Origin of the sequence: Dactylosporangium fulvum (assembly GCF_025137375.1) — a bacterium.
GTDB classification, from domain to species: Bacteria; Actinomycetota; Actinomycetes; order Mycobacteriales; family Micromonosporaceae; genus Dactylosporangium; species Dactylosporangium fulvum.
In genome coordinates this window covers 8,035,206-8,060,026 of sequence record NZ_CP073720.1, presented here as the reverse complement: position 1 = coordinate 8,060,026, position 24,821 = coordinate 8,035,206, and the positions used below count along the sequence as shown (strand labels likewise).

27 protein-coding genes and 1 riboswitch are annotated in these 24,821 nt (G+C 72.0%); of the genes, 22 read left to right on the top strand and 5 right to left on the bottom strand.

The window, feature by feature from the left end; genetic code table 11:
• Window positions 1-14: 14 nt before the first annotated feature.
• From Dfulv_RS36890 to Dfulv_RS36880, 3 genes are read right to left on the bottom strand one after another with little or no spacing between them, the layout of a single operon-like run.
• On the bottom strand, window positions 15-581 hold the full coding sequence (locus Dfulv_RS36890; RefSeq protein WP_259858451.1) for an AAA family ATPase: 567 nt from the start codon (window positions 579-581) through the stop codon (window positions 15-17).
• Between the two features lie 26 nt (window positions 582-607).
• The gene (locus Dfulv_RS36885; protein WP_259858450.1) at window positions 608-2,341 is read right to left on the bottom strand and encodes an ABC transporter ATP-binding protein; all 1,734 of its coding nucleotides are present in this window, start codon (window positions 2,339-2,341) and stop codon (window positions 608-610) included.
• A gap of 3 nt (window positions 2,342-2,344) precedes the next feature.
• On the bottom strand, window positions 2,345-3,421 hold the full coding sequence (locus tag Dfulv_RS36880; RefSeq protein WP_259858449.1) for an amidohydrolase family protein: 1,077 nt from the start codon (window positions 3,419-3,421) through the stop codon (window positions 2,345-2,347).
• A 47-nt stretch (window positions 3,422-3,468) separates the two neighbouring features.
• Here Dfulv_RS36880 and def point away from each other — a divergent pair, with 47 nt between their 5' ends.
• Genes def through Dfulv_RS36865 form a run of 3 tightly spaced genes read left to right on the top strand, consistent with a single transcriptional unit; the run spans window position 3,469 to window position 6,427 of the window.
• On the top strand, window positions 3,469-4,017 hold the full coding sequence (def, locus tag Dfulv_RS36875) for a peptide deformylase (RefSeq protein WP_259858448.1): 549 nt from the start codon (window positions 3,469-3,471) through the stop codon (window positions 4,015-4,017).
• Between the two features lie 29 nt (window positions 4,018-4,046).
• Window positions 4,047-4,991 (top strand): methionyl-tRNA formyltransferase, encoded by a 945-nt coding sequence (gene fmt / locus Dfulv_RS36870; protein WP_259858447.1) that lies wholly within the window; start codon window positions 4,047-4,049, stop codon window positions 4,989-4,991.
• Window positions 4,988-6,427: an RsmB/NOP family class I SAM-dependent RNA methyltransferase gene (locus Dfulv_RS36865; RefSeq protein ID WP_259858446.1), complete on the top strand. Its 1,440-nt coding sequence runs from the start codon at window positions 4,988-4,990 to the stop codon at window positions 6,425-6,427. The genes fmt and Dfulv_RS36865 overlap by 4 nt, the downstream gene beginning before the upstream one ends.
• Window positions 6,428-6,441: 14 nt before the next feature.
• Here the strand turns inward: Dfulv_RS36865 and Dfulv_RS36860 are convergent, their stop codons facing one another.
• Window positions 6,442-6,930 carry a hemerythrin domain-containing protein gene (locus Dfulv_RS36860; RefSeq protein WP_259858445.1) on the bottom strand — a complete coding sequence of 163 codons (489 nt, stop codon included), beginning with the start codon at window positions 6,928-6,930 and terminating at the stop codon, window positions 6,442-6,444.
• Window positions 6,931-6,981: 51 nt separating this feature from the next.
• Between Dfulv_RS36860 and rpe the strand changes: the two genes are divergently transcribed.
• The 6 genes from rpe (at window position 6,982) to ribH (ending at window position 12,305) form a co-directional block, all read left to right on the top strand.
• On the top strand, window positions 6,982-7,653 hold the full coding sequence (rpe, locus tag Dfulv_RS36855) for a ribulose-phosphate 3-epimerase (RefSeq protein ID WP_259858444.1): 672 nt from the start codon (window positions 6,982-6,984) through the stop codon (window positions 7,651-7,653).
• A 42-nt stretch (window positions 7,654-7,695) separates the two neighbouring features.
• Window positions 7,696-8,649: a GGDEF domain-containing response regulator gene (locus Dfulv_RS36850; protein WP_406567859.1), complete on the top strand. Its 954-nt coding sequence runs from the start codon at window positions 7,696-7,698 to the stop codon at window positions 8,647-8,649.
• 56 nt (window positions 8,650-8,705) lie between these two features.
• A riboswitch (FMN riboswitch) is annotated at window positions 8,706-8,853 on the top strand.
• A 103-nt stretch (window positions 8,854-8,956) separates the two neighbouring features.
• Window positions 8,957-9,985, top strand: a complete 1,029-nt coding sequence (ribD, locus tag Dfulv_RS36845; protein ID WP_259858443.1) for a bifunctional diaminohydroxyphosphoribosylaminopyrimidine deaminase/5-amino-6-(5-phosphoribosylamino)uracil reductase RibD — start codon at window positions 8,957-8,959, stop codon at window positions 9,983-9,985.
• A 4-nt stretch (window positions 9,986-9,989) separates the two neighbouring features.
• Complete coding sequence (locus tag Dfulv_RS36840; RefSeq protein ID WP_259858442.1) at window positions 9,990-10,586, top strand: riboflavin synthase; 597 nt, start codon at window positions 9,990-9,992, stop codon at window positions 10,584-10,586.
• Window positions 10,583-11,827, top strand: coding sequence for a bifunctional 3,4-dihydroxy-2-butanone-4-phosphate synthase/GTP cyclohydrolase II (locus tag Dfulv_RS36835; protein WP_259858441.1), 1,245 nt, complete (start codon window positions 10,583-10,585; stop codon window positions 11,825-11,827). Before Dfulv_RS36840 ends, Dfulv_RS36835 begins: the two co-directional genes overlap by 4 nt.
• A gap of 1 nt (window position 11,828) precedes the next feature.
• The gene (gene ribH / locus Dfulv_RS36830) at window positions 11,829-12,305 is read left to right on the top strand and encodes a 6,7-dimethyl-8-ribityllumazine synthase (RefSeq protein ID WP_259858440.1); all 477 of its coding nucleotides are present in this window, start codon (window positions 11,829-11,831) and stop codon (window positions 12,303-12,305) included.
• Between the two features lie 173 nt (window positions 12,306-12,478).
• On the opposite strand, the gene Dfulv_RS36825 is transcribed toward ribH, so the two are convergent.
• Window positions 12,479-12,967, bottom strand: a complete 489-nt coding sequence (locus Dfulv_RS36825) for a hypothetical protein (RefSeq protein ID WP_259858439.1) — start codon at window positions 12,965-12,967, stop codon at window positions 12,479-12,481.
• Window positions 12,968-13,092: 125 nt separating this feature from the next.
• Here Dfulv_RS36825 and Dfulv_RS36820 point away from each other — a divergent pair, with 125 nt between their 5' ends.
• From Dfulv_RS36820 to Dfulv_RS36760, 13 genes are all read left to right on the top strand, one after another.
• Window positions 13,093-13,641, top strand: a complete 549-nt coding sequence (locus tag Dfulv_RS36820; protein ID WP_259858438.1) for a SigE family RNA polymerase sigma factor — start codon at window positions 13,093-13,095, stop codon at window positions 13,639-13,641.
• Window positions 13,638-14,639, top strand: coding sequence for a Gmad2 immunoglobulin-like domain-containing protein (locus Dfulv_RS36815; protein WP_259858437.1), 1,002 nt, complete (start codon window positions 13,638-13,640; stop codon window positions 14,637-14,639). Before Dfulv_RS36820 ends, Dfulv_RS36815 begins: the two co-directional genes overlap by 4 nt.
• A gap of 65 nt (window positions 14,640-14,704) precedes the next feature.
• Window positions 14,705-14,968 (top strand): phosphoribosyl-ATP diphosphatase, encoded by a 264-nt coding sequence (locus Dfulv_RS36810; RefSeq protein WP_259858436.1) that lies wholly within the window; start codon window positions 14,705-14,707, stop codon window positions 14,966-14,968.
• Between the two features lie 45 nt (window positions 14,969-15,013).
• Complete coding sequence (gene hisG, locus Dfulv_RS36805) at window positions 15,014-15,868, top strand: ATP phosphoribosyltransferase (protein WP_259858435.1); 855 nt, start codon at window positions 15,014-15,016, stop codon at window positions 15,866-15,868.
• A 16-nt stretch (window positions 15,869-15,884) separates the two neighbouring features.
• Window positions 15,885-16,346, top strand: a complete 462-nt coding sequence (locus tag Dfulv_RS36800) for a PH domain-containing protein (protein ID WP_259858434.1) — start codon at window positions 15,885-15,887, stop codon at window positions 16,344-16,346.
• Window positions 16,347-16,626: 280 nt separating this feature from the next.
• Window positions 16,627-17,247 (top strand): translation initiation factor IF-3, encoded by a 621-nt coding sequence (gene infC, locus Dfulv_RS36795; RefSeq protein WP_259868730.1) that lies wholly within the window; start codon window positions 16,627-16,629, stop codon window positions 17,245-17,247.
• Between the two features lie 140 nt (window positions 17,248-17,387).
• Window positions 17,388-17,582 carry a 50S ribosomal protein L35 gene (gene rpmI / locus Dfulv_RS36790; RefSeq protein ID WP_259858433.1) on the top strand — a complete coding sequence of 65 codons (195 nt, stop codon included), beginning with the start codon at window positions 17,388-17,390 and terminating at the stop codon, window positions 17,580-17,582.
• 84 nt (window positions 17,583-17,666) lie between these two features.
• The gene (gene rplT / locus Dfulv_RS36785) at window positions 17,667-18,029 is read left to right on the top strand and encodes a 50S ribosomal protein L20 (protein ID WP_033356865.1); all 363 of its coding nucleotides are present in this window, start codon (window positions 17,667-17,669) and stop codon (window positions 18,027-18,029) included.
• Window positions 18,030-18,048: 19 nt separating this feature from the next.
• Window positions 18,049-18,819 carry a TrmH family RNA methyltransferase gene (locus Dfulv_RS36780; RefSeq protein WP_259858432.1) on the top strand — a complete coding sequence of 257 codons (771 nt, stop codon included), beginning with the start codon at window positions 18,049-18,051 and terminating at the stop codon, window positions 18,817-18,819.
• Between the two features lie 131 nt (window positions 18,820-18,950).
• Window positions 18,951-20,030 (top strand): phenylalanine--tRNA ligase subunit alpha, encoded by a 1,080-nt coding sequence (pheS, locus tag Dfulv_RS36775; RefSeq protein ID WP_259858431.1) that lies wholly within the window; start codon window positions 18,951-18,953, stop codon window positions 20,028-20,030.
• A gap of 1 nt (window position 20,031) precedes the next feature.
• The gene (gene pheT / locus Dfulv_RS36770; RefSeq protein WP_259858430.1) at window positions 20,032-22,515 is read left to right on the top strand and encodes a phenylalanine--tRNA ligase subunit beta; all 2,484 of its coding nucleotides are present in this window, start codon (window positions 20,032-20,034) and stop codon (window positions 22,513-22,515) included.
• A gap of 286 nt (window positions 22,516-22,801) precedes the next feature.
• Window positions 22,802-23,947, top strand: a complete 1,146-nt coding sequence (locus Dfulv_RS36765) for a nucleotide sugar dehydrogenase (RefSeq protein WP_259858429.1) — start codon at window positions 22,802-22,804, stop codon at window positions 23,945-23,947.
• Complete coding sequence (locus tag Dfulv_RS36760) at window positions 23,944-24,813, top strand: glycosyltransferase family 2 protein (RefSeq protein ID WP_259858428.1); 870 nt, start codon at window positions 23,944-23,946, stop codon at window positions 24,811-24,813. The genes Dfulv_RS36765 and Dfulv_RS36760 overlap by 4 nt, the downstream gene beginning before the upstream one ends.
• Window positions 24,814-24,821: the final 8 nt, after the last annotated feature.

Genomic DNA, 24,821 nt, shown 5'->3' with positions numbered 1-24,821 from the left:
AGGGCGGCCCGCCCCTAGCCGAGCAGTGCCCTGATCGTCTCCACCAGCGGCGGGGCGCCATGGCGGTTGTCGACCTCCAGGTGGGGGACCGCCGGGGCGCGGTCCGGCGGGATCGCGGCCAGGAAGTCGTTCCAGTGGTCCAGCTTCTGGGTGTCGCGGTGGGAGCCGCGCGCGATCAGCCGTTCCCGCAGGGTCTGCGGATCCGACCGTACCCAGACCAGGTGCACCGGGTCGCCGCCCAGTTCGGCGACGAACGCGGCCCACCGTCGCGGGTCGGAGATCTGCCCGGTGAACGGGGCGGACAGCAGGACCGGGCAGCCGTGGCGGCGGATCTCCCGGGCCGTCGCGGCCAGCCCGGCGTATTCGTGGGTCTTGATGTTGGTGTCGTACCACGGACCCTCGCGCTCGCCGGGCGGGCGGCCCGCGGCGGCGAGCGTGGCGGCGACGAAGCTGCCGTAGACGGTGTCCTTGTCCAGGAGCGCCGGCGTGGGGGAGAGCAGGCCCAGCAGGACGTCGGCGACCGTCGACTTGCCCGCACCGGGCGGCCCCGCGATCACCCATACAGCCGCCGACCCGCTCACGCGCCCTCCGCTTCGCTCCGGACCGCTTATGCGACGAGCAGCTGGTTGGTGGCCAGCTCCCGGTACAGCTCGCTGGTCGCGGTCAGCTCCTCGTGCCGCCCGGCGGCGACGACCCGGCCGCCCTCCAGCACAACGATCTGGTCGGCGTCGACGACCGTCGAGAGCCGGTGCGCGACCACCACCATCGTCCGGTTCCGGGCCACGGTGTCGATCGCCTTGCGCAGGGCCACCTCGTTGCGCGCGTCGAGGTTCGACGTCGGCTCGTCCAGCAGCAGGATCGGCGGCGCCGCGAGCAGCGTCCGGGCGATCGCGAGCCGCTGCCGCTCGCCGCCGGACAGCAGCACGCCGCCCTCGCCGACCTGCGCGTCGAGGCCCTCCGGCGCCCGGGCGACGACGTCGTCGAGGTTCACCGCGTCGAGCACGGCGAGCATCTCGGCGTCGGTCGCCGCCGGCGCGGCCAGCCGCAGGTTCTCCCGCAGCGTGCCGGCCAGCACCGGGGCCTCCTGCTCGACGTACCCGAGCTGCGCGCGCAGGACCGCCCGCGGCAGGTGCCGCACGTCGGTCCCGGCGACCCGGACCGTGCCGGCCGTGACGTCGTAGAACCGCTCGACGAGCTGCAGCAGCGTGGACTTGCCGGCGCCGGAGGGGCCGACGAGCGCGGTCCGCGTCCCGTACGGCACCGTGAACGACACGTCGTGCAGCACCGGCCCGCTCGTGCCCGCGTAGCCGAACGTCACGCCCTCGAACGCGACCGCCACCGGCGCGTCGACGACGATGCGGGCCGAGCCGTCGTCGGCCTCCAGCGGTACCGCCAGGATGTCCTCCATGCGCTGCAGCGCGCCGAGGCCGGTCTGCAGCTGGGTGTACGCGTGGAGCGCCTGACCCAGCGGCATGACGAGGAAGAACAGGTACAGCACAAACGCGACGAGGTCGCCGACGGAGATCGTGCCGGCCGCCACACGGGCTCCGCCGACCCCGAGCAGCAACAGGAACGCCCCCTGGACCGCGGCGAAGCCGGCCGGCCCGACGAGCGCCTCCAGCCGCGCGATCCGCACGCCCGCGCGGTACGCCTCCTCGGCGCTCGTCTCGACGGTCCGGATCTCGCGCTCCTCGGCACCGGCCGCCCGGATCGTGCGGGCCGCCGAGAGCGCGCGCTCGACGGCGCTGGTCATCTCGCCGATGCGGGTCTGCGCGGCCTCCGAGGCGGGCCGCACCCGCCGGGAGAAGACGAGGGCGACGCTCAGCCCGAGCGCCAGGCCGGCGCCCGCGGTCAGGAACAGGACCGGGTCGAGCAGCATCATCGCGATCGCGGCGCCGACCACCATGACCGCCCCGGTGACGGTCTCGAACAGTCCCGACGTGACGACGGCCCGCAGCAGCGTGGTGTCGGCGCCGACACGGGACAGCAGGTCGCCGGTGCGCCGCTGGTCGTACTCGCTGATCGGCAGCCGCAGCAGGTGCCGCGTGAGGCGCCGCCGGGAGGTGAGGACGAGTCCCTCGGCCGTGCGCTGGAGCAGGTAGTCCCGCAGCGCGCCGAGCACGGCGCCGGCGGCCAGGACGGTCACGAGGACGGCGACGATTCGCGCGACGGCCTGCCGTGCCTGCAGCCCGTCGAGGACCTCCCGGGTCAGCAGCGGCTGGGTGAGCGTCGTGACCGCGCCCAGGAGGGAGAGGACCGCCACGACGGCGAGGGTCCCCCGGTGATGCTTCAGATAAGGCAACAGTGACCGCAGCCCGACGGCCGTCCGTTCATCCGCCACCGGTCAACCGTAGCGGTGCGCTCCTGAGCCGTCCCTGAGCCGCCGGCCGCGGAGCAGGACCAGCGCCGGGTGGCGCAGGACGGCCGGGGTCCGGCGCGGGTCGTCGGGCACCGCCACCAGGTCCGCCGGTGCGCCCTCCGTGAGGCCCGGGAAGCCGAGGTAGCGGCGGGCGTCCCAGCTCGCCGCGCCCACCGCCGCCGCGGCGGGCAGACCGGCCGCGATCAGGTGCTCGATCTCGGTCACCACGTCGCCGAAGTCCAGCGCGTCGGTGCCGGCGAGCACCGTCACGCCCAGCTCGTGGGCGGTCACCGTCGCCGTGCGCAGGCTGGCCACGCCGTCGAGGAACCACGCCTTGCGCTCGCCCTCCGGTTTCGTGCGGACGTCCGCGACCAGCGGCAGGAATCCGGACCAGGTCGGGGTCACGGCGCCGCCGCGGGCGGCCAGCGCCGTCAGCAGGTCCTCGGTGAGGTACCAGGCGTGCTCGATCGAGTCGACGCCGGCGAGGACGGCGTTGCGGGTGCCCTCCGCCGTCTGGCAGTGTGCCGCCACCCTGCCGCCGGCCGCGTGCACGGCGTCGCACAGCTCGGTCAGCATCGCCACCGGGGTTTTCGCGGTGAACGGCTCCCAGTCGCCGTAGGTCTTGCACCAGCCGTCGTTCGCCCGCGCCTGCGCGACGGCCGCGGCCGTCAGGTCGGCGGGCACGGACTGCGGCCCGTCGAGGCCCTCGAGGCCGGCCCAGGCCAGCCATTCGCCGGCCGTCACCAGCCGGGGCAGGCGGGGGTCGCCGCGCAGCCCGGGCGGGATCGGCGCACGGTGGCCGGGGACGCGCAGCAGGGTGGTGCCCGCCTCGGCGTAGGCCAGGGCGGCGCCGGTGAACCGGTCGGCGTCGAACGCCATCGTCGCCGGCTCGTGCCCCGGGTGCGAGTGGGCGTCCACCAGGCCGGGCAGCAGGTAGCCGCCGTCCAGGACCGTGGTCGCGCCGCCGGGCGGACGGACGAAGGTGAGCCGGTCGCCGAGGACCCAGATGTCACGGACGTCACCCTCCGGCAGCACGGTGCCACGCAGGTGCAGCGTCTCCATCCGGCCACACTAGACTTGATTGACCCGGATCAGATAAGAGGTGCCGCTTGACCGTCCAGTCCGTCCGCCTGTTCGGCGACCCGGTGCTGCGCACGCCCGCTGACGCGGTCGTCGACTTCGACAAGGAGCTGCGCAAGCTGGTCAGCGACCTGCTCGACACGATGCGCCAGCAGAACGGCACCGGCCTCGCCGCCCCGCAGATCGGAGTGGGCCTGCGGGTGTTCACCTTCGACGTCGACGACGTGGTCGGGCACCTCGTCAACCCGGGCCTGGAGTTCCCGGACGAGGAGGAGCAGGACGGTCCCGAGGGCTGCCTGTCGATCCCGGGTGTCTACGTCGACACGAAGCGCCGGCAGAACGTCATCGCCAAGGGCTTCAACCAGCACGGCGACCCGGTGCAGATCGTCGGCTCCGGGCTGATGGCCCGCTGCGCGCAGCACGAGACCGACCACCTCGACGGGGTGCTCTTCCTCGACCGGCTCGACGCCAACCGGCGCAAGCAGGCGATGAAGGAGATCCGGTCCGCGGAGTGGTACAACCCGGATGCGCCGCCGGTCGTCAAGGCCAGCCCGCACGGGCTGTTCGGCATCCGCTAGGAAGCATCGCCAGGAAGCAGAGGAAGCTGTTGAGGCTCGTCTTCGCGGGCACGCCGTCCGTCGCCCTGCCCGCCCTCGACGCCATCGCGGCCTCCGACCACGAGCTCGTCGCGGTCGTCACCCGGCCCGACGCGCCGTCCGGCCGGGGCCGCCAGTTGGTGCCGTCGCCGGTGTCCGCCTGGGCGACCGAGCGCGGCATCCCGGTGCTCACCCCGGCGAAGCCCCGCGAGCCGGAGTTCCTGGAGCGGCTCGCCGGGCTCGAGCCCGACTGCGTTCCCGTCGTGGCCTACGGCGCGCTCGTGCCGCGCACCGCGCTCGACATCCCGCGGTACGGCTGGATCAACCTGCACTTCTCGCTGCTGCCCGCCTGGCGCGGCGCGGCGCCGGTCCAGCACGCCGTGCTGCACGGCGACGACATGACCGGCGCGAGCGTGTTCCTGCTCGAGGAGGGTCTGGACACCGGGCCGGTGTTCGGCACCCTCACCGAGCCGGTCGGGCACCGTGACACCTCCGGCGACCTGCTCGACCGGCTCGCCGTGTCGGGCGCTGAGCTGCTGGTCCGGGTCCTCGACGGGATCGCGGCCGGCAACGTCACCGCGGTACCGCAGCCGCACGAGGGCATCTCGACCGCGCCGAAGCTGACGGTCGAGGACGCCCAGGTGCGCTGGGGCGATCCGGCGTTCGCCGTCGACCGGCGGATCCGGGCGTGCACCCCGGCGCCGGGCGCGTGGACGACGTTCCGCGGCGAGCGGCTCAAGCTCGGCCCCGTCACGCCGCTGACGGCGGCGACCGTCATCGGCGGCTCGCCGTCGCCCGGGACGGGTGAGCTGGTCGTGGAGCGCAACCGGGTGCTCGTCGGCACCGGCACCGTCCCCGTCGTGCTCGGCACCGTGACCGCGCCCGGCAAAAAGGCGATGCCCGCCGACGCGTGGGCCCGCGGCGCCCGCGTCGAGTCGGGGGAGCGGGTCTCTTGAGGTCACCGCGGCGCGGGCCCGGCGCACGGCCCGCAGGCGGGCGCGACGACCGGCTGGCCCGCCCGCCCCGGGGCGGGCGGCCCGCGATCGACCCGGCGCGCGAGGCGGCGTACGAGGCCGTGGCCGCCGTGCACCGCGACGACGCGTACGCCAACCTGGTCCTGCCCAGGATCCTGCGCGAGAGCGGCGTCTCCGGCCGGGACGCGGCGTTCGCGACCGAGCTGACCTACGGCACGCTGCGCCAGACGGGCACCCTCGACGCGATCGTGGCCGCTGCCGCCGACCGGCCCGTCGACCGCATCGATCCGCCGGTGCGGGACGCGTTGCGCGTCGGCGCCTACCAACTGCTGCACATGCGGGTCGGCGCGCACGCGGCCGTGGCGACGACCGTCGACCTGGTGCGCTCCCTGGTGCCGGGCGCGGCCGGCTTCGCCAACGCCGTGCTGCGCCGGATCGCCGAGGCGGACCGGTCCGGCTGGCTCGCCCGGCTGGCGCCCGCCGATCCCGTCGCCCGTGCCGCCCTCACCCACGCCCACCCGGAGTGGATCGTCCGGGCGTTCGTCGACGCGCTCGGCTCGCTCGACGAGGCGGAGCTCGCCCTCGACGCCGACAACCTGCCGCCGCCGGTGCACCTGTGCGCACGGCCCGGCCTGCTCGACCCCGCCGACCTCGCCGCCGCGCTGCCCGGCGCCTCCGTCGGGCGGTACTCGCCGTATGCCGTTGTCCTCACCGGCGGCGGCGACCCGGGTGCCGTGCCCGCCGTCCGCGACGGCCGCGCCCACGTGCAGGACGAGGGCAGCCAGTTGGTGGCGGCCGCGCTCGCCGGCGCGCCGCTCGACGGCCGCGACGACACGTGGCTCGACCTGTGCGCGGGCCCCGGCGGCAAGGCCGGCCTGCTCGGCGCGCTCGCCGCCCAGCGCGGCGCCCACGTCACCGCCGTCGAGATCGCCCACCACCGCGCCGCGCTCGTCGCGCAGGCGACCGCGGGCCTGCCGGTCTACACGATCAACGCCGACGGCCGCGACGTCGGCAAGGATCCGGACCTGCCGGCCGGGGGCTTCGACCGGGTGCTCGTCGACGCGCCGTGCACCGGCCTGGGCGCGCTGCGCCGCCGTCCGGAGGCCCGCTGGCGCCGCCAGCCGTCCGACCTGCCGCCGCTCACCCGGCTGCAGCGGGAGCTGCTGCAGTCGGCGTTCCGCGCGGTCCGCCCGGGCGGGCTGGTGGCCTACGTGACCTGCTCGCCGCACCAGGCGGAGACGGAGGTCTCGGTGACCGAGGCGGCCCGCCGCTCCGACGTCGACGTCGACCTGGTCGACGTCCGGCCCTACCTGCCGTCCTCGCTGCCGGAGGCCGGGACCGGGCCGACGGTGCAGCTCTGGCCGCACCGCCACGGCACCGACGCGATGTTCGTCGCGCTGCTCCGCCGCGCCGCCTGACCCGGCGAGCGAGGTCAGGGGAGGAGCGCCGCCACCGCGTCGCGGGAGCCGCAGGACTCCGCGATCAGGCGGTCGCGCTCGGCGAGCCAGGCGATGCCCAGGGACTCGCGGGTGGCGGCGTCGAGGTGCTCGCGGGCGTCGTTGAGCAGCGTCCGCTCCTCCTCGTCGACGTGGTGGGCCAGGGAGTTCGCCAGCTTGCCCAGGGCCCGGTCGAAGCCGGCGGAGAGCACGTCGTCGACGTCGAGCAGGGCGAGCAGCTTGCGGTGGCCGTCGACGTGCTCGTCCGCACCGTGCTCGACATGGTCGCCGACGTGGGTGCGCAGCTTGGGGTACACCTCCGACTCCTCCGCCGTCGCATGGCCGACGAGCAGGTCGGCGAACTCCTGACGGGTGGCCGGCCGGCGGGTGCGCAGGGTTTCGGGATCGGTGTCGCGGGCGCGCAGCCGGCGCAGGAGGCTCTCGAATCGGACATGATCGGCGATGATCGCGTCGACGACATCCATGTGGGCCATTCTCGCAGTCATCCCCGATCTCCCGCACAGTAGAGTGGGCGGGTGCCGGAACACTTGCTGATCGCGCCGTCGATTCTCGCCGCAGACTTCGCGCGGCTGGCCGACGAGGCCCGCGCGGTCGAGGGGGCGGCCGACTGGCTGCACGTCGACGTCATGGACTACCACTTCGTGCCCAACCTGACGATCGGCCTGCCGGTGGTGCAGAGCCTGCGCAAGGCGACGACGCTGCCGTTCGACTGCCATCTGATGATCGACGAGCCGGCCCGCTGGGCGACCGCCTACGCGGAGGCCGGGGCGTACAACGTGACGTTCCACGCCGAGGCCGCCACCGACCCGGTCGCGATCGCCAAGGACCTGCGCGCCGCCGGCAGCCGGGCGGGGCTCGCCATCGACCGGGACACCCCCGTCGAGGGTTACCTGGACCTGCTGCAGCACTTCGACCTGCTGCTCGTCATGACCATCAAGGCCGGCTTCGGCGGCCAGGCGTTCCTGCCGGAGCTGCTGGACAAGGTCCGCACGGCCCGCCGTCACGTCGACACCGGCCACCTGGAACTGCGCATTGAAGTCGACGGCGGGGTGGCCGAAGATACCATCGCGGCCTGCGCCGAGGCGGGTGCCGACACCTTCGTGGCCGGCACCGCGGTCTACGGCGCCGACGACCCGGCCGCCGCGGTGCGCAAGCTCCGCGCCAGAGCAGCGGCGGCGACGCGGTAGCGGCGGCGACACGGCGCCTGAGACGACACAGACGGGATCAGCGTGGGCGAGCCGGACGTCATCCTCGTGGTCGACGACGACGTCGACATCGCCCGTTTCATCGAGGTCAACCTCAAACTCGAGGGTTACGGGGTGCTGCTCGCCCACGACGGCGAGACCGCCCTGCAGCTCATCGCCGAGCACCAGCCCGCCCTGGCCGTCGTCGACTGGATGATGCCGCAGCTCGACGGGATCGAGCTGACCCGGCGGCTGCGGGCCGACCCGATGACCGCGCCGATGCCGGTGATCCTGCTGACCGCGCGCGGCCAGACCGCCGACAAGGTGCTCGGGCTGCAGGCCGGCGCCGACGACTACCTCGTCAAGCCGTTCGACACGCTCGAGCTCGTCGCCCGGGTGCGCTCCACGCTGCGGCGCAACCAGGAGAACCGCGAGGTGTCCCCGCTCACCGGCCTGCCCGGCAACAGCCGCATCCTGCGTGAGATCACCGACCGGGCCCGCGCCGGCAGCGACTTCGCCGTCTCCCACGTCGACATCGACCGGTTCAAGCCGGTCAACGACGTCTACGGCTTCGCGCGCGGTGACGAGTTCATCACCGCGCTGGCCCGCGCCCTGCACCGGGCCGTCGTCGAGGTCGGGCTGCCCCCGGCCTTCCTCGGGCACATCGGCGGCGACGACTTCCTCGTCGTGTGCACCCCCGACCAGCTCAAGGAGCTGCACACCAAGGCCATCCTGGAGTTCCAGAACGCCGCCGACGCCCTCTACAACCCGCTCGACTCGCAGCGCGGCTACATCGAGGTGGTCCAGCGCAACGGTGAGGTCCAGCAGGCCAACCTGGTGACCCTGTCGATCGGCGTCGCGATCGGCACGCCGTCGGGCAACGGACAGGTCACCGACCCGCGCGAGGTCATCTCGATCGCGACCGAGATGAAATCCGTGGCGAAGAAGCACCACGGCAACTACGTCGCCGTCGACCGCCGCGGTGTCGTCGGCCTGTGACGTATGTCCCCCGGTAAGGACCGGCTTCGTGTGGCAGACTCGGGAACGTACCCACCACGCGCTGGCGGGGCTCGGTGAAATTCCGAACCGGCGGTGACCGGCCTGAACAGGCCGGAAGCCCGCGACCCGGTCGAAGCCATCGACCGGTGGACCTGGTGTGAATCCAGGGCCGACGGTCATAGTCCGGATGGGAGTTCAGCGCGCGGATCCAGGGGTCGGTTCGTGCGCATCCGCGCAGGTCACCGCCCTCTGCCGCCGTCGCGCCCCCGCAGCCGCCCGCGTGTGACGACCACCGCGCGGAGAGGCCATGGACGACCAGGACTTCATGCGTCGAGCCGTCGGGCTGGCATGGCTGAGCCTCGGCGAGACCAGCCCCAACCCCAACGTCGGCTGCGTCATCGTCGCCCCCGGCGGCACGATCGTCGGCGAGGGCCGCACCGCACCGGCCGGCGGGCCGCACGCCGAGGTCAGCGCCCTCGCGCAGGCCGGTGAGCTGGCCCGGGGCGCCACCGCTTACGTCACGCTGGAGCCGTGCGACCACACGGGCCGCACCGGCCCCTGCACGCTCGCCCTGATCGGGGCGGGGGTGGCGCGCGTCGTGGTCGGCGTCCGCGACCCCAACCCGGTCGCCGCCGGCGGCGCCGAGACCTTGCGGTCCGCCGGGGTCGCCGTCGATGTGGGGGTCGTACTTCCTGAGCTCGCCCGGGACGCGACGGTCGGCTGGCTGACCGCGGTGTCCCGGGGCACCCCCTACGTCATCTGGAAGTTCGCGGCCACGCTCGACGGGCGCTCCGCCGCCGCCGACGGCACCAGCAAGTGGATCACCTCTCCTGAGGCCCGCGCCGACGTGCACCGGCTGCGCGCCGGCGTCGACGCGATCATCGCCGGCAACGGCACGGTCCTGGCCGACGACCCGCAGCTCACCGTGCGGTCCGCGGACGGCGCGCCGGCCGCGCGCCAGCCGTTGCGGGTCGTCGTGGGAGGCACACGAAGTACACCTCCCGGATCAAAGGTTTTTGACGACAGCGCCCCCACGTGGGCCGTCTCCGGCGGCGGGGGACGGGTCGACCTGCCGGCCATGCTCAAGGAGCTGTACGGGCGGGGGGTGCGGACCGCGCTGCTGGAGGGCGGCCCGACGCTCGCCGGCGCGTTTCTCGAGGCAGGGCTGGTCGACCGGGTCGTCGGGTATCTTGCGCCGAAGCTCCTCGGCGCCGGCCCCGCCGCGCTCGGGGCCGCGGGAATCTCCACGATCTCCGAAGCAATGACGCTCGACGTTGTCGACCTCGCCAGGATCGGGCCCGACGTCCGCCTGACGGCGGCTGTGAAAGGTGTGTGACCCAGTGTTCACCGGCATCATCGAAGAGCTCGGTACGGTCGTCGCGATCGACGAGCTGGGCGACTCGGCCCGGCTGTCGATCCGAGGCGCCACCGTCACCTCCGACGCGGCGCACGGCGACTCCATCGCCGTCAACGGCGTGTGTCTCACCGTGGTCGACAACGCCGACGGCGTGTTCACGGCCGACGTGATGGGCGAGACGCTCAAGCGCTCGACGCTCGGCAGGCTGCGCACCGGCTCCCCGGTCAACCTGGAACGCGCCGCCACCGTCGCCACCCGCCTCGGCGGCCACATCGTGCAGGGCCACGTCGACGGGGTCGGCGAGGTGCTGTCGCGGGAGCCCGGCGACCAGTGGGAGACGGTCACGTTCTCGCTGCCGGCGGCGCTGGCGCGATACGTGGTCGAGAAGGGCTCCATCACCGTCGACGGGATCTCGCTCACCGTCATGGCGGTCACCGACGACACGTTCTCGGTCGGGCTGATCCCGACCACGCTCAAACTCACCACGCTCGGCGCGAAGAGCGCCGGCGAGCACGTCAACCTGGAGGTCGACATCATGGCCAAATACGTCGAGAAGCTCCTCGGTGCGGTGAAGTCATGAGCGCCCCCGTCACGAATCTCGACCCGATCGAGCGGGCGGTCAAGGAGATCGCGGCCGGCCGGGCCGTCATCGTCGTCGACGACGAGGACCGCGAGAACGAGGGCGATCTCATCTTCGCCGCTGAGTTCGCCACGCCCGAGCTGGTGGCGTTCATGGTGCGCTACACGTCCGGCTACATCTGCGTCCCGATCACCGAGGACGAGGCCGACCGGCTCGACCTGCCGCCGATGTACCGCACGAACCAGGACCGGCGTGGCACCGCCTACACGGTGACCGTCGACGCCCGGTTCGGCGTGACGACCGGCATCTCGGCCGCCGACCGCGCCCACACGATCCGGCTGCTCTCCTCGGCCGACACCGCACCCACCGACCTGTCCCGCCCGGGCCACGTCGTGCCGCTGCGCGCGAAGACCGGCGGCGTGCTGCGCCGGGCCGGCCACACCGAGGCCGCGGTCGACCTGGCCACGATGGCCGGGCTGCGCCCCGCCGGCGTGCTCTGCGAGATGGTCAACGACGACGGCACCATGATGCGCCTGCCCGACCTGCGGAAGTTCGCGGCCGAGCACGACCTGGCGCTGATCAGCATCGCCGACCTCATCGCGTACCGCCGGCACACCGAGAAGCAGATCGAGCGGGTCGCCGAGACGCGCTTGCCCACCGAGCACGGCGTGTTCCGCGCGGTCGGCTACACCACCGACTTCGACAACGGCGAGCACATCGCGCTGGTCTACGGCGACCTCACCGACGGCGAGGACGTGCTGGTCCGGGTCCACTCCGAGTGCCTCACCGGCGACGTGTTCAGCTCGGTGCGCTGCGACTGCGGCCCGCAGCTCGAGGCGTCGATGAAGATGGTCGCCGCCGAGGGCCGGGGCGTCGTGCTCTACATGCGCGGCCACGAGGGCCGGGGCATCGGCCTGATCCACAAGCTCCAGGCGTACCAGCTGCAGGACCTCGGCCGGGACACCGTCGACGCCAACCTCGACCTCGGCCTGCCCGCCGACGCCCGCGACTACGGCACCGGCGCGCAGATCCTGGTCGATCTGGGCATCAAGACGATGCGCCTGCTGACGAACAACCCGGCCAAACGAGCGGGCCTGGAGGGGTACGGTCTGTCCGTGCTGGGTCGCGTTCCGCTGCCGACCCGGCCGCACCCGGAAAACGTGCGCTACCTGCGCACCAAGCGGGACCGCATGGGGCATCTGCTCGACGAGCTGGACGAGGTCGCGGAGGGACTTGCATAAGATGGCTGGTAGTGGGGCGCCCGTCCTGCAGCGCGTGGACGGCACAGGACTGACCCTGGGCATCGTCGCCACCCGGTGGCACGGCGAGCTGGTCGACCACATGCTGAACCGGGCCATCGAGGCCGGTGAGGCGTCCAACGTCGACCACATCACGGTGGCCCGCGTCGACGGCGCGGTCGAGCTGCCGGTGCTCGCGCAGGCGTTGGCCCACCGCTTCGACGCGGTCGTGGCGCTGGGTGTGGTGATCCGGGGCGACACCGCGCATTTCGAGTACGTCTGCCAGTCGGTGACGGACGGTTTGACGCGGGTGGCACTCGACGAGTCGACGCCGGTGGCCCACGGCGTGCTGACGGTGGACAACCTGGAGCAGGCCCGCGACCGCGCCGGCTTCCCCGACTCGTCGGAGGACAAGGGCTACGCCGCGACCCTGGCGGCGCTGGACGCCGCCTGTGCCCTGCGCCAGGTGGCCAAGTCCTGAGTCCTTTCGGGTATCTCGGTGCCAGTTTCTCCTGATCGTGGAGCCTTTGTGGTCGCCCAGACGGCCACAAAGGCTCCACGATCAGGAGAACTGATCCGCGAGCACGCGTCCGGCCGGCGGCCGGCCCGGCAGGGCGCCGACCGTGGTGGAGTTCGGCGGGCCGACGACGATCGTCAGATGTCCAGTGCCGCCGCGAGGTTGTCGCGGAAGGAGCGCTCAGCCGCTGTCACCTGGTCGCCGCCCAGGCCCAGGACACCGCCGGTCTTCGCCGCGCCCACCACGGCGTCGGCCACCGTCACCAGCCAGAAACGGTAAGCCTCGGTGTCGGCGGGCTCGGCCTTCGCGGTCAGGATGTCGTGCGCCGTCTTGGCCCGGGCGATCACCTCGGCCAGTCCGGCGTCGCGGTCGGGGAACTCGATGACCGGCGGTTCCTCGCCCTCCTCGACGTTGCCCTGGCGCTCGACGACGTCCGAGGCCACCGATCGGACCAGCGTGCTCGACGAGCCGCGGGCGTCCGCGATCGCGGCCATGCCGGCCGTCCACTCGTCACGGGTGCGCCGGGTGCCGTCGGACTCCGCCTGGGAGGCGGCGATCAGCACGGACTGCGGCAAGCCTACGAGGATGCCCCACTCTTCGTCGGTGTACTTCGGCTCGGTATCCACGACCGACAGGGTATCCGCGTCCCCGATCAGGTAAACCGACGGGCACAGGTAAACCGGACACCCCGGTCGGGCGTCGTTGGGTGGTGATGGCGGATGCCGGCGCGACGGCGTGGGACGGTGGGGCGGTGGTTTCCCAGCGCAGGGAAGAGGCCCCCGAGGAACACGTGCGCGCCTGGAGCGCGGACGAGGCCGTCACCATGCTGTTCTCCGCGCACTACCGCGGGCTCGTGCGGCTCGCGGTACTGCTGCTGCACGACGAATCGGTCGCCGAGGACGTCGTGCAGGACGCCTACGTTGCGCTGCACCGGCGCTGGTGGCGCCTGCGCGACGCGGACAAGGCACTGGCCTACCTGCGCACCAGCGTCGTCAACGGGGCCCGTTCGGCGCTGCGTCACCGGGGCGTCGCCGACCGGTACGTCGCCCGCAGCCTCGCCGACGAGCAGCTCGTCGCGAGCGCGGAGACCGGCGCGCTGAGCCTGCTGCGGCACCGGGAGGTGCTGGAGGCGGTACGGCGCCTGCCCGCACGCCAGCGCGAGGCGATCGTGCTGCGGTACTACGCGGAGTTGTCCGAGGCCGAGATCGCCGACGCGATGGGGGTCAGCCGGGGCGCGGTGAAGAGCCACGCCGCGCGGGGTATGGCGGCCCTGCGGGAGAGTCTGGAGCACGCACCATGAGGCCAGGCGAGACGCCCGAACAGCGACTCAGCGAGGCGCTGCGCGCCCGCGCGCTCGAGGTGGAGCCGTCGCCCGACGCGCTGCCGCGGATCCGGATGCGGACCGCGCAGCGGCACCACCGGGGCTGGGCGATGATCGGCGCGGCGGCGGCGGTCGCCACGGCGATCGCGGCGGGTGTTGCCGTGTTCGTCCCCGACCGCGGGGCGCTGCCACCGCCGCCGGCCGCGTCGTCGAGCGCGGATCCGCCGGCGCTCCTGTCGCAGGAGCCCGGCCCGCCGCCCGCCACGTCGCCGGCGCAGGGCGGCCCCGCCACCGTCGAGCTGCCGGTCTACTTCACGCGCAACGGGAAGTTGTACCGCGAGTTCCACGCCCTGCGGCTGACCGCGGACACCGACGAGGGGCGGATCGCCGCCGCCGTCGCCGAGTCGCTGCACGGCAACGCCAACGACCCGGACTACGGCACGCTCTGGCCGGGCGGCGTGACGGTGCGTGGGGTGTCGATCGACGGCGGCACGGTCACGGTCGACCTCGGTGACGTCGGCGCGTGGCCACGGCAGGACACCCGGCCGCTCGCCGTCCAGCAGCTGCTGTACACCGTGTCGGCGGCTTCGACGTACACCTCCGTCAAGAAGGCCACCCGGATCCGGGTCGTCGTCGACGGCGCGCCCGCCGAGACGCCGCGCCAGGCGCCGTACGCCGACGTCCTGGGGCCCGTGTGGGTGATCGACCCGCAGCACGACGAGCGGGTCGGGCAGCGCTTCACGGTGTACCTCGCCGGGGTCGTCTTCGAGGGCACGGTCAACCTGCGGATCCGCGGGGCGGGCGGGAAGGTCGTCGTCGAGCAGGTCGTCCAGCTGAGCGCGGGCGCGCCGAGCCTGGGGGAGGCGCGGGTGCCGGTGAACCTGCCGCCCGGGAGGTACACGGTCGAGGCGTTTTTCGTGTCGATGAAGGACGGCAGCGTGCAGGGTGTCGACGATCACGACTTCACGGTCGGGTGAGGCAGGACACGCCTGTCGTGATCCGGCTTCCGGCAGGGCGGCCGCTCCTGCGACAATTCGTGCCCGTGAAGACCTTCGACGAGCTGTTCGCCGAGCTGGCCGCCAAGGCCGCGGCGGGCACCCCCGGATCCGGCACCGTCGCGGCGCTGGAGAAGGGCGTGCACTTCATCGGCAAGAAGGTCGTCGAGGAGGCCGCCGAGAGCTGGATGGCGGCCGAGCACGAAGGGCGTGAGCGCACCGCCGAGGAGCTGTCGCAGCTGCTCTACCAGGTGCAGTGCCTGATGCTGGCGACCGGCCTGGAGCTGGAGGACGTGTACCGACATCTGTAGTCGGACACCCCGCCGTTCCCCGCCGATCGACTTAGGAGCCGTCCCGTGCTGCGTATCGCCGTCCCGAACAAAGGAACCCTCTCCGGACCTGCCGCCCAGATGCTGCAGGAGGCCGGGTATCGCCAGCGGTCCGACCAGAAGGACCTGCTGTGCCGCGACGTCGCCAACGACGTCGAGTTCTTCTACCTGCGTCCCCGCGACATCGCCACGTACGTCGGGTCGGGCGACCTCGACCTCGGCGTCACCGGCCGTGACCTGCTTATCGACGCCGAGAGCGACGCCGAGGAGCTGCTCGACCTGGGCTTCGCCCGGGCCACCTTCCGTTTCGCCGCCGTGCCGGGCTCGCTGAAGGGGTCGGAGCCCGCGGACCTCGCCGGCCTGCGGGTCGCCACCGCCTATCCGGGGGTCATGCAGCGGTACTTCGCCGAGCGCGCCGTCCAGGCCGAGGTGATCCGGCTGGACGGCGCGGTGGAGAACGCCATCCGCCTGGGCGTCGCCGACGTCATCGCCGACGTGGTGGAGACCGGCGCCACGCTGCGCCAGGCCGGCCTGGAGACGATCGGCGAGCCGATCCTCAAGTCGTCGGCGGTGCTGATCCGCCGGGCCGGCGCGGGTGAGCTGCCGGCCGCCGCCAACCAGCTGTTGCGCCGTCTGCAGGGTGTGCTGGTGGCGCGCCGCTACGTGATGCTCGCCTACGACGTGCGCGCCGACTCGCTCGACGCCGCGGTGGCGCTGACCCCGGGCATCGAGTCGCCGACCATCTCCCCGCTGCACCGCGAGGGCTGGGTGGCGGTGCAGGCGATGGTCCAGCGCGTCGAGATGCACCGGATCATGGACGAGCTCTACGACGTGGGCGCGCGGGCCATCCTGGTGACCGACATCCACGCCTGCCGGCTGTAGTGGCAGACTTCAGACTGTGAGCAGCACTGGCACCGTCACCGCACGGCCGCGCAAGGCGCGCGTCGTGGCATATGTCCTGGCGCCGATCGTCGTCGTGGTCTTCACCCTGATCGCCCTCGGCCTGCACGGGCCGACCGGTGACGGGCCGGGCTACTTCCAGCGCGGCGACCAGGCGGCGATGATCGGCCTCGGCCTGTGCGCGGCAGCGGGCATCCTGCTGATGACCCGCCCGCGCGTCGACGCCGACGAGCACGGGGTGCGGGTGCGCAACATCGTCGGCTCCTACGACCTGCCGTGGGACGTGGTGCGGGCGGTGACCTTCGGCCGGGGCACCCCGTGGCTCACGCTCGACCTGAACGACGACGAGCGGGTCGCGGTGATGGCGGTGCAGATGACCGACAAGGAGCACGCCGTCCAGGCGGCTCGCCGGCTGCGTGCCCTGCACACGGCGAGCCGCGCGGCTGGCGTGGTAGAGTAGCCGTCGTCGACCGCATCCCGTCCGTGACGGGGTGTTCGAAGCGGAGCAAAGCTCCCACCCGTGCAGCTCTAGGCAGCCGGGTCCGGTCTGACCGCCAAGGCCATCAGGCTGCGGTTGGTCGATTGGGCCCTCGCATGCGCGCAGCGCGGCGGGGCTTTTCCGTTTTGAGCGTCGTGGCAGCTCGCCAGGGCGTGGAGTGCCCCGGCGCCGGATGTAACAGGCGTCCGAAGCCGCGGATGCGCGTCGACCACCAGAGTGAAACACCGATCGAGGAGGCCACATCAGCGTCGAGCCACGCGTCAACGAGCAGATCCGGGCACGTGAGGTCCGGCTGGTCGGCCCGGAGGGTGAGCAGGTGGGCATCGTCCCGCTCGAGCGCGCGCTCCAGCTGGCCGCCGACGTGGACTTGGACCTGGTCGAAGTTGCGCCCATGGCACGCCCGCCCGTCTGCAAGCTCATGGACTTCGGCAAGTTCAAGTACGAGAGCGCGCTCAAGGCCCGGGAAGCCCGGCGTAACCAGCAGCAGACCGTCATCAAGGAGATGAAGCTCCGCCCGAAGATCGATCCGCACGACTATGAGACCAAGAAGGGTCACGTGGTGCGGTTCCTGAAGGCGGGCGACAAGGTCAAGGTAACGATCATGTTCCGTGGCCGCGAGCAGAGCCGCCCGGAACTGGGGTTCCGGCTGCTGCGCAAGCTCTCGGAGGAGATCTCGGAGCTGGGCTTCGTCGAGGCCGCGCCCAAGCAGGACGGCCGTAACATGATCATGGTCTTGGCACCGCACCGCAACGTGAAGGCCGCGGCGACCCAGTCCCGCGAGACCAAGGCGGACGGCGGCACGAGCTCGGAGGGCGAAACACCCACCGAGCTGCCCGAGGTCGTCACCGCCGACAAGGCATAACCGCACCGTCATATCCACCAACCGCGACGTGCGGGCGGGCCCCGCACAGCGCGGAGTCCCGGCTGCGCGCCGGAGCGTCACGGCACCCTGCTCAGGCAAGGACAGGGTGCCGACGCAACCTGATGAAGGGCAGCACAAGCATGCCGAAGTTCAAACCGCACTCCGGGATGAAGAAGCGCGTGAAGATCACCGGACGCGGCAAGATCCTCGCGGAGCCGGCCGGCAAGCGCCACCTGCTGGAGGTCAAGCCCAGCAAGCGGACCCGTCGCCTGAGCGGCACGGTCGAGCTCGCCAAGTCGGAGACCGCGCGCGTCAACAAGTTGCTCGGCCGGTAACACGCGGCGCCACAACCCCCCGACCTTTTCGACTTTTCGACCGGCCCGAGCCAGGGGCCGGTCTCGCATGAGGAGTAACGAACCGTGGCACGCGTGAAGCGGGCAGTGAACGCCCAGAAGAAGCGCCGCACCGTCCTGGAGACCGCCAGCGGCTACCGCGGGCAGCGCTCGCGGCTGTACCGCAAGGCCAAGGAGCAGGTGCTGCACTCGATGCAGTACGCCTACCGCGACCGGCGTGACCGGAAGGGTGACTTCCGCCAGCTGTGGATCACCCGGATCAACGCCGCGGCCCGCGCGAACGGCCTCACCTACAACCGGCTGATCCAGGGCCTGCGCCTGGCCGGTGTCGAGGTGGACCGCAAGATCCTCGCCGAGCTCGCCGTCAGCGACGCGAAGGCGTTCAGCGGCCTGGTCCAGGTGGCGAAGACGGCCGTTGCCGCAGCCTGACCGTTCCCGTCAACCCGGGGTGTTCACCGTTCGGACGCCCCGGGTTGTCGCTGCCCGGCGCCTGCAACGCCGCCGGGACCGGGACGAGACGGGCCGCTTCCTGGCCGAAGGGCCCCAGGCGGTCCGCGAGGCGCTGAAGGCCGGCGTGGTCGTCGAGGTGTTCTGCACCGACGAGGCACGCGCCCGTCACCCCGAGCTCACGCACGACGCGAGCCTCGTCGACGACGACGCGCTCCAGGCGCTCACCGAGACCGTCCAGCCGCAGGGCCTGGTGGCGGTCTGCCGGCAGCGGGACGTGTCGCTGCGCGAAGCGCTCGACCGCCGGCCGCGGCTCGTCGCCGTCTGCGCCGACATCCGCGACCCCGGCAACGCGGGGACCGTCCTGCGCACCGCCGACGCGGCCGGGGCGACCGTCGTCGTCTTCGCCGGTGACAGCGTCGACCCGTACAACGGCAAGGCCGTCCGCGCGTCGGCCGGCAGCCTGTTCCACGTCGACGTGGTCCGTGTCCGCGACGCCGTGGCCGCCGTGGCCGCCTTGCGGGAGAGCGGGCTGCAGGTGCTGGCCGCCGACGGCTACGGCGAGACCGACCTGTTCGAGCTGCCGGCGCCGGCCCGGCCGACCGCCTGGCTGTTCGGTTCGGAGGCGCACGGCCTCCCGGCCGCCCTCAAGGAGCTCGCCGACGCACGGGTGCGGGTGCCGATCCTCGGCGGCGCCGAGAGCCTGAATCTCGCTGCGGCGGCCGCCGTATGCTTGTACAGTTCCGCGAAAGCGATGAGGGAGTCCGAATGAGCGTCCTGTTTATGTGGCCCGCCGGTGACGGTGGGCGGACGGGACGACACGGCTCCTCCTGACGTCTCCCACGACCGGCGGGCGGTCCTCACTACACTGTCCGAGGCCAATCTCGCTGTGGGAAGAGTCTGATGACGTACCGCAATGATCCGTATGATCCGAAACAGGCCGCGCTGCTCGACCAGAGCGCCCTCGACGACGCCGTCGCCGCGGCCGACAAGGCGTTCGCCGGCGCGGCCGATCTCGACGCGCTCGCCGCGCTGAAGCACCACCACCTCGGCGACCGCGCGCCCGTGTCCCTGGCCCGCCGCGAGATCGGCAGCCTCCCGCCGGCCGCGAAGGCCGACGCCGGCAAGCGGGTCAACCTCGCCCGCGTCGCCGTCCAGGCCGCCTACGACGCCCGGCTCGCCACCCTCACCGCGGAGCGGGAGGAGCGTGTCCTGGTCGAGGAGGCCGTCGACGTCACGCTGCCGGCCGACCGCCGGCCGGTGGGTGCCCAGCACCCCCTGACCAGCCTCATGGAGCGGGTCGCCGACCTGTTCGTCGGCATGGGCTACGAGGTCGCCGAGGGCCCCGAGGCCGAGTGGGAGTGGTACAACTTCGACGCCCTCAACATGCACCCGGACCACCCGGCCCGGTCGATGATGGACACGTTCTTCGTCGCCGCCACCGGGGTCGAGGACGACTCGCGGCTGGTCCTGCGCACCCACACCTCGCCGGTGCAGGCGCGCACGATGACCACCCGGAAGCCGCCGATCTACATCGTCTGCCCCGGCCGCGTGTACCGCACCGACGAGCTCGACGCCACGCACACGCCGGTGTTCCACCAGGTCGAAGGCCTGGTCGTGGACAAGGGCATCACGATGGCGCACCTCAAGGGGACGCTGGACCACTTCGCCCGGATGATGTTCGGCCCGGAGGCGAAGACCCGCCTGCGCCCGTCGTACTTCCCGTTCGTCGAGCCGGGCGCCGAGATGGACCTGTGGTTCCCGCAGCACCGCGACGGCCCGCGCTGGGTCGAGTGGGGCGGCTGCGGCATGGTCAACCCGCGGGTGCTGCGCGCCTGCGGCATCAACCCGGACGAGTACTCCGGGTTCGCGTTCGGCATGGGCATCGAGCGGACACTCATGTTCCGCAACGAGGCGAGCGACATGCGCGACATGGTGGAGGGCGACGTGCGGTACGCGCGGGCGTTCGGATGGGAGGCATGAGGTGCGCGTAACGCTGTCCTGGCTGCGCGAGCACGTCGACCTGCCCGCGGACCTCGACGCCGACGGGCTGGAGAAGGCGCTGGTCAAGGTCGGCCTCGAGGTCGAGGAGATGGCCGACACCGGCGCCGCCGTCGAGGGGCCGCTCGTGGTCGGCCGCGTCGAGAACATCGAGGAACTGCAAGGGCTCAAGAAGCCGATCCGGTACTGCCTGGTCGACGTCGGAGCGGAGCAGCCCCAGGGCATCATCTGCGGCGCCCGCAACTTCGCCGAGGGTGACCTCGTCGTGGTCGCGCTGCCCGGCGCCGTCCTGCCCGGCGGGTTCGCGATCTCGGCCCGCAAGACCTACGGGCACATGTCCAACGGCATGATCTGCTCGGCCAAGGAACTCGGCATCAGCGACGAGCACGCCGGCATCATCGTGCTGCCGCCGGACACCGATCCGCCTGTGAAGCCCGGCCAAGAGGCCCGGCCGGTCGTCGGCCTCGACGACGTCGTGGTCGACATCAACGTCACGCCCGACCGCGGGTACTGCTTCTCGGTCCGTGGCATCGCGCGGGAGCTGTCGCACTCGCTCGGCGGCGCCTACCGCGACCCGGTCGCCGCGATCGTCCCGCTGGAGGGTGACGGCACCGAGGCGTACCGGATCGACGTCCGCGACAGCGTGGCGTGCGACCGGTTCACCGCCGTGGCCGTCCGCGGCGTCGCGCCGCTCGCACCGACGCCGGAGTGGATGAAGCAGCGGCTCGCCGTCGCCGGCATCCGGTCGATCTCGCTGCCGGTCGACATCACCAACTACGTGATGATCGAGCTCGGCCAGCCGATGCACGCCTGGGACCTGGCCCAGCTCACCGGCCCGCTGGTCGTCCGCCGTGCCACCGTGGGGGAGACGCTGACCACGCTCGACGGGGTCAAGCGGACGCTGCACCCGGAGGACGTCGTCATCGCCGACGACACCGGCGCGGTGTCGCTGGCCGCGGTCATGGGCGGCACCACCACGGAGGTGTCCCCGACGACCGTCGACGTGCTGTTCGAGGCGGCGCACTGGGATCCGTTGTCGGTGGCCCGGACCATCCGCCGGCACAAGCTGCCGAGCGAGGCCGGCAAGCGGTACGAGCGGGGCGTCGACCCGCAGATCACGGCGGCGGCGTGCGCCCGTGCGGCCGCGCTGCTCGCCGAATACGGCGGCGGCACGATCTCCCCACAGGTCACCGACGTCTACGCGGTGGTGCCGCCGACGTCGATCAGCATGTCGCTGACGCGCCCGTCCGAGCTGGCCGGCATCGACTACAGCCCGGAGCGGGTGCTCGAGGTGCTGACGATGATCGGCGCGCAGACGCAGGTCGACGGCGACTCGGTCACGGTCGCCCCGCCGACCTGGCGGCACGACCTCAACGACCCGGCGGACCTGGCCGAGGAGGTGCTGCGGCTCGACGGCTACGACCGGATCCCGAGTGTGCTGCCGATCGCCCCACCCGGCAACGGGCTCACCGCGCCGCAGCGACGCCGGCGTACGGTCGGTCGGGCGCTGGCCGACGCCGGCTACGTCGAGACGCTGAACTATCCGTTCGTGGGAGCGGCGACCCTCGACGCGATGCGCATCCCGGCCGACGACCCGCGCCGCGACGCCGTCCTGCTGCGCAACCCGCTCTCCGACGAGGAGCCCGGGATGCGCACCACGCTGCTGCCGCCGCTGCTCGCCACGCTGCGGCGCAACCTCGGTCGCGGCATGCGGGACGTGGCGCTGTTCGAGATCGGCCTCGTATTCCTGCCGGACGGCCCGGTCGAGGTGGCGCCGTCCGCCGGGGTCGACGGCCCGCCGCCGGCCGAGGAACTCGCCGCCGCCGACGCGCTGCTGCCGCGGCAGCCGTGGCACGCCGCCGCGGTCGTGGCCGGTGACGCGCAGCCCGGCGGCTGGTGGGGTGGCGGCCGCTCGGCCGACTGGGCCGACGCGGTCGAGGCGGCGCGCATCGTCGCCGCGGCCGCCGGGGTCGAGCTCACCGTCCGTGCCGCGGCCGTCGCGCCGTGGCATCCGGGCCGGTGCGCCGCTCTCCTCGTGGGTGACACGGTGGTCGGTCATGCGGGTGAGCTTCACCCGGCCGTCTGTGCCGATCTCGACCTGCCCCGCCGGACCGTGGCGATGGAGCTCGATCTCGACGCGCTGCCGATTCCGGGCGCGGCCGTCGCGCCACGGCTGTCGTCGTTCCCGACGGCACTGATCGACGTGGCGCTCGTCGTCGACGCGGCCACCCCGGCCGCGGACGTCGAGGCGGCGCTCACCGAGGGCGCCGGGCCGTTGCTGGAGTCGGTGCGGCTGTTCGACGTGTACTCGGGCGCGCAGCTCGGCGAGGGGCGCAAGTCCCTTGCGTACAAGCTCACGTTCCGTGCTCCGGACCGGACGCTCACCGGTGAGGAGGCGATCGCGGCGCGTGACGCTGCCGTGGCGGTCGCCGCCGAGCGGCACGGCGCGGTACTGCGCGGAGTGTGATATTCATCGACAGTGGCCTCACCCTTGGGTGGGGCCACTGTCGCTTTGCGTCAGATATCGGACCGTTCCCGGCCGTCTCGGGCCGGTCGGATTGGTCAAGAGGTGGTACGGTCACGGCGCCGAGCCGTTCTCCGTTGTGCACCTGCGACGTGACTCCTTCCCGGGCTCGGCCCGCGCCAAGCGCCGGCATCGAATCTCGGCTTTCCTGGAGGGGCAGCGCGTGTCAGAAGTGAGTGCGTCGACTGGGTTTACCACTGATGTTGTGGTGATCGGTGGGTGCGGTCGGGTGGGGTTGCCGCTCGGTATCGCGTTGGCGTCGCGGGGTTTGCAGGTCACGTTGTATGACATCAACGCGGCGGCTGTGGCGGTCGTCAACGAGGGGCGGCTGCCTTTCGACGAGGAAGGCGCCGCCGCGCCGCTGGCGACCTCCGTCGCTGAGGGCCGGCTGAAGGCGACCACCGACCCGGCGAGCGTCGCCTCGGCTGAGCATCTTGTTGTCATCGTGGGCACTCCGGTCGATGAGCATCTCAATCCGAATATCGCGGCGGTGCCGGCGGCGATCGAACGCTGCGCGGAGTTTCTGCGTGACGGTCAGCTCATCGTGTTGCGCAGCACCGTTCATCCGGGTGTCACCGCGTTGACGGAGAAGCTGCTGAAGCGGCTGGGGGTGAATGCTGATGTCGCGTTCTGCCCGGAGCGTATCGCTGAGGGTAAGGCGATGACGGAGCTGTTCGAGTTGCCGCAGATTGTCGCGGCCCGTACGCCTGAGGCGACTGAGCGTGCCGAGAAGTTGTTCCGTAATCTCGCGAGTCAGATCGTGATCCTGGAGCCGGAGGAGGCGGAGCTGGCCAAGTTGTTCACGAACACTTGGCGGTATATCAAGTTCGCCGCGGCGAACCAGTTCTGGATGATGTCCAACGATTTCGGTTTGGACTTCGAGCGGATCCGGCATGCGATCCGGTTCCAGTATCCGCGGGCGGCGGACATGCCGGGTGCGGGGTTCGCGGCCGGGCCGTGTCTGTTGAAGGACACGATGCAGTTGGCGGCGTTCAACAACAACAATTTTGTGCTTGGTCACAGCGCGATGTTGATCAACGAGGGTCTGCCGTTGTATGTGGTGTCGAAGCTGCAGGAGCGGTTCGACCTGTCGGAGATGACGGTCGGTATTTTGGGTATGGCGTTCAAGGGTGGTAGTGACGACATCCGTGAGTCGTTGGCGTACAAGCTGCGCAAGGTGGTCATGTTGCGGGCGAAGGAGACGCTGTGCACGGACCCGTATGTCAAGGATGACCGGTTCGTCCCGCTCGACGAGGTCCTGCGGCGCGCTGATCTGCTGATCGTGGCGGCGCCGCATCCGCAGTACCGTGATTTGGAGACCGACATCCCGGTGGCGGACATGTGGGGCGTGACGAACAGGGGCGTGCGTATATGACCCTGGTGCCGCAGATCTCTGTGGTGATTCCGGTGTACAACGAGGGTGCGGCGATCGTGCCGTGTCTGGAGCGGATTCTGCGGGCGGTCATGATGCCGGCGGAGGTGCTTGTTGTGCACGACATGCCGGAGGACTCGACGGTGGCGTATGCGCTGGAGGTTCAGGCGCGTGACCCGCGGGTGCGTCCGGTGCTCAACACGTATGGTCGCGGCCCGGCCAACGCGATCCGGTTCGGTATCGACGTCGCCCGTGCCCCCGTCGCGGTGGTCACGATGGCCGACGGTTCCGACGACCCGCGGCAGATCGAGGATCTGGCCCGGCTCGTTGAGCGTGGTGTGGTGGTCGCTGCGGCGTCGCGGTATATGCCGGGTGGGCAGCAGGTTGGCGGGCCGCGGTTCAAGCGGTTCCTGTCTCGTACGGCGGGTCGTTCGCTGCATGTGCTGGCGCGGGTTGGTACGCGTGATGCGACCAACAGTTTCAAGGCGTATTCGACCGGTTTTGTGCGGCAGGTTGGTATCGAGTCGAAGACCGGTTTTGAGATCGGTATCGAGTTGACGGCGAAGGCGACGCGGTTGCGGTTGCCGGTGGCGGAGATCCCGACGATCTGGCTTGATCGGCAGTTGGGTGAGTCCCGGTTTGATGTCGGCCGGTTCATGCCCAGTTATCTGCGGTGGTGGCGGTTCTCGTTCGGTCGGCGGCTCACGTTGGAGCAGTTGGCGAAGCGGCCGGCGTCTTCGGCGGCCCGTGACGACGCGGCGGCCGCCCGAGCAGCCGCCCAGCAGTCCGCGCAGCAGTCCGTGCAGCAGTCCGCGGCGGAGTCTGCGGTGGAGTCTCTGTCCGGCAATCACGAAGCAGTTCAGACCTAGAAGGAGTG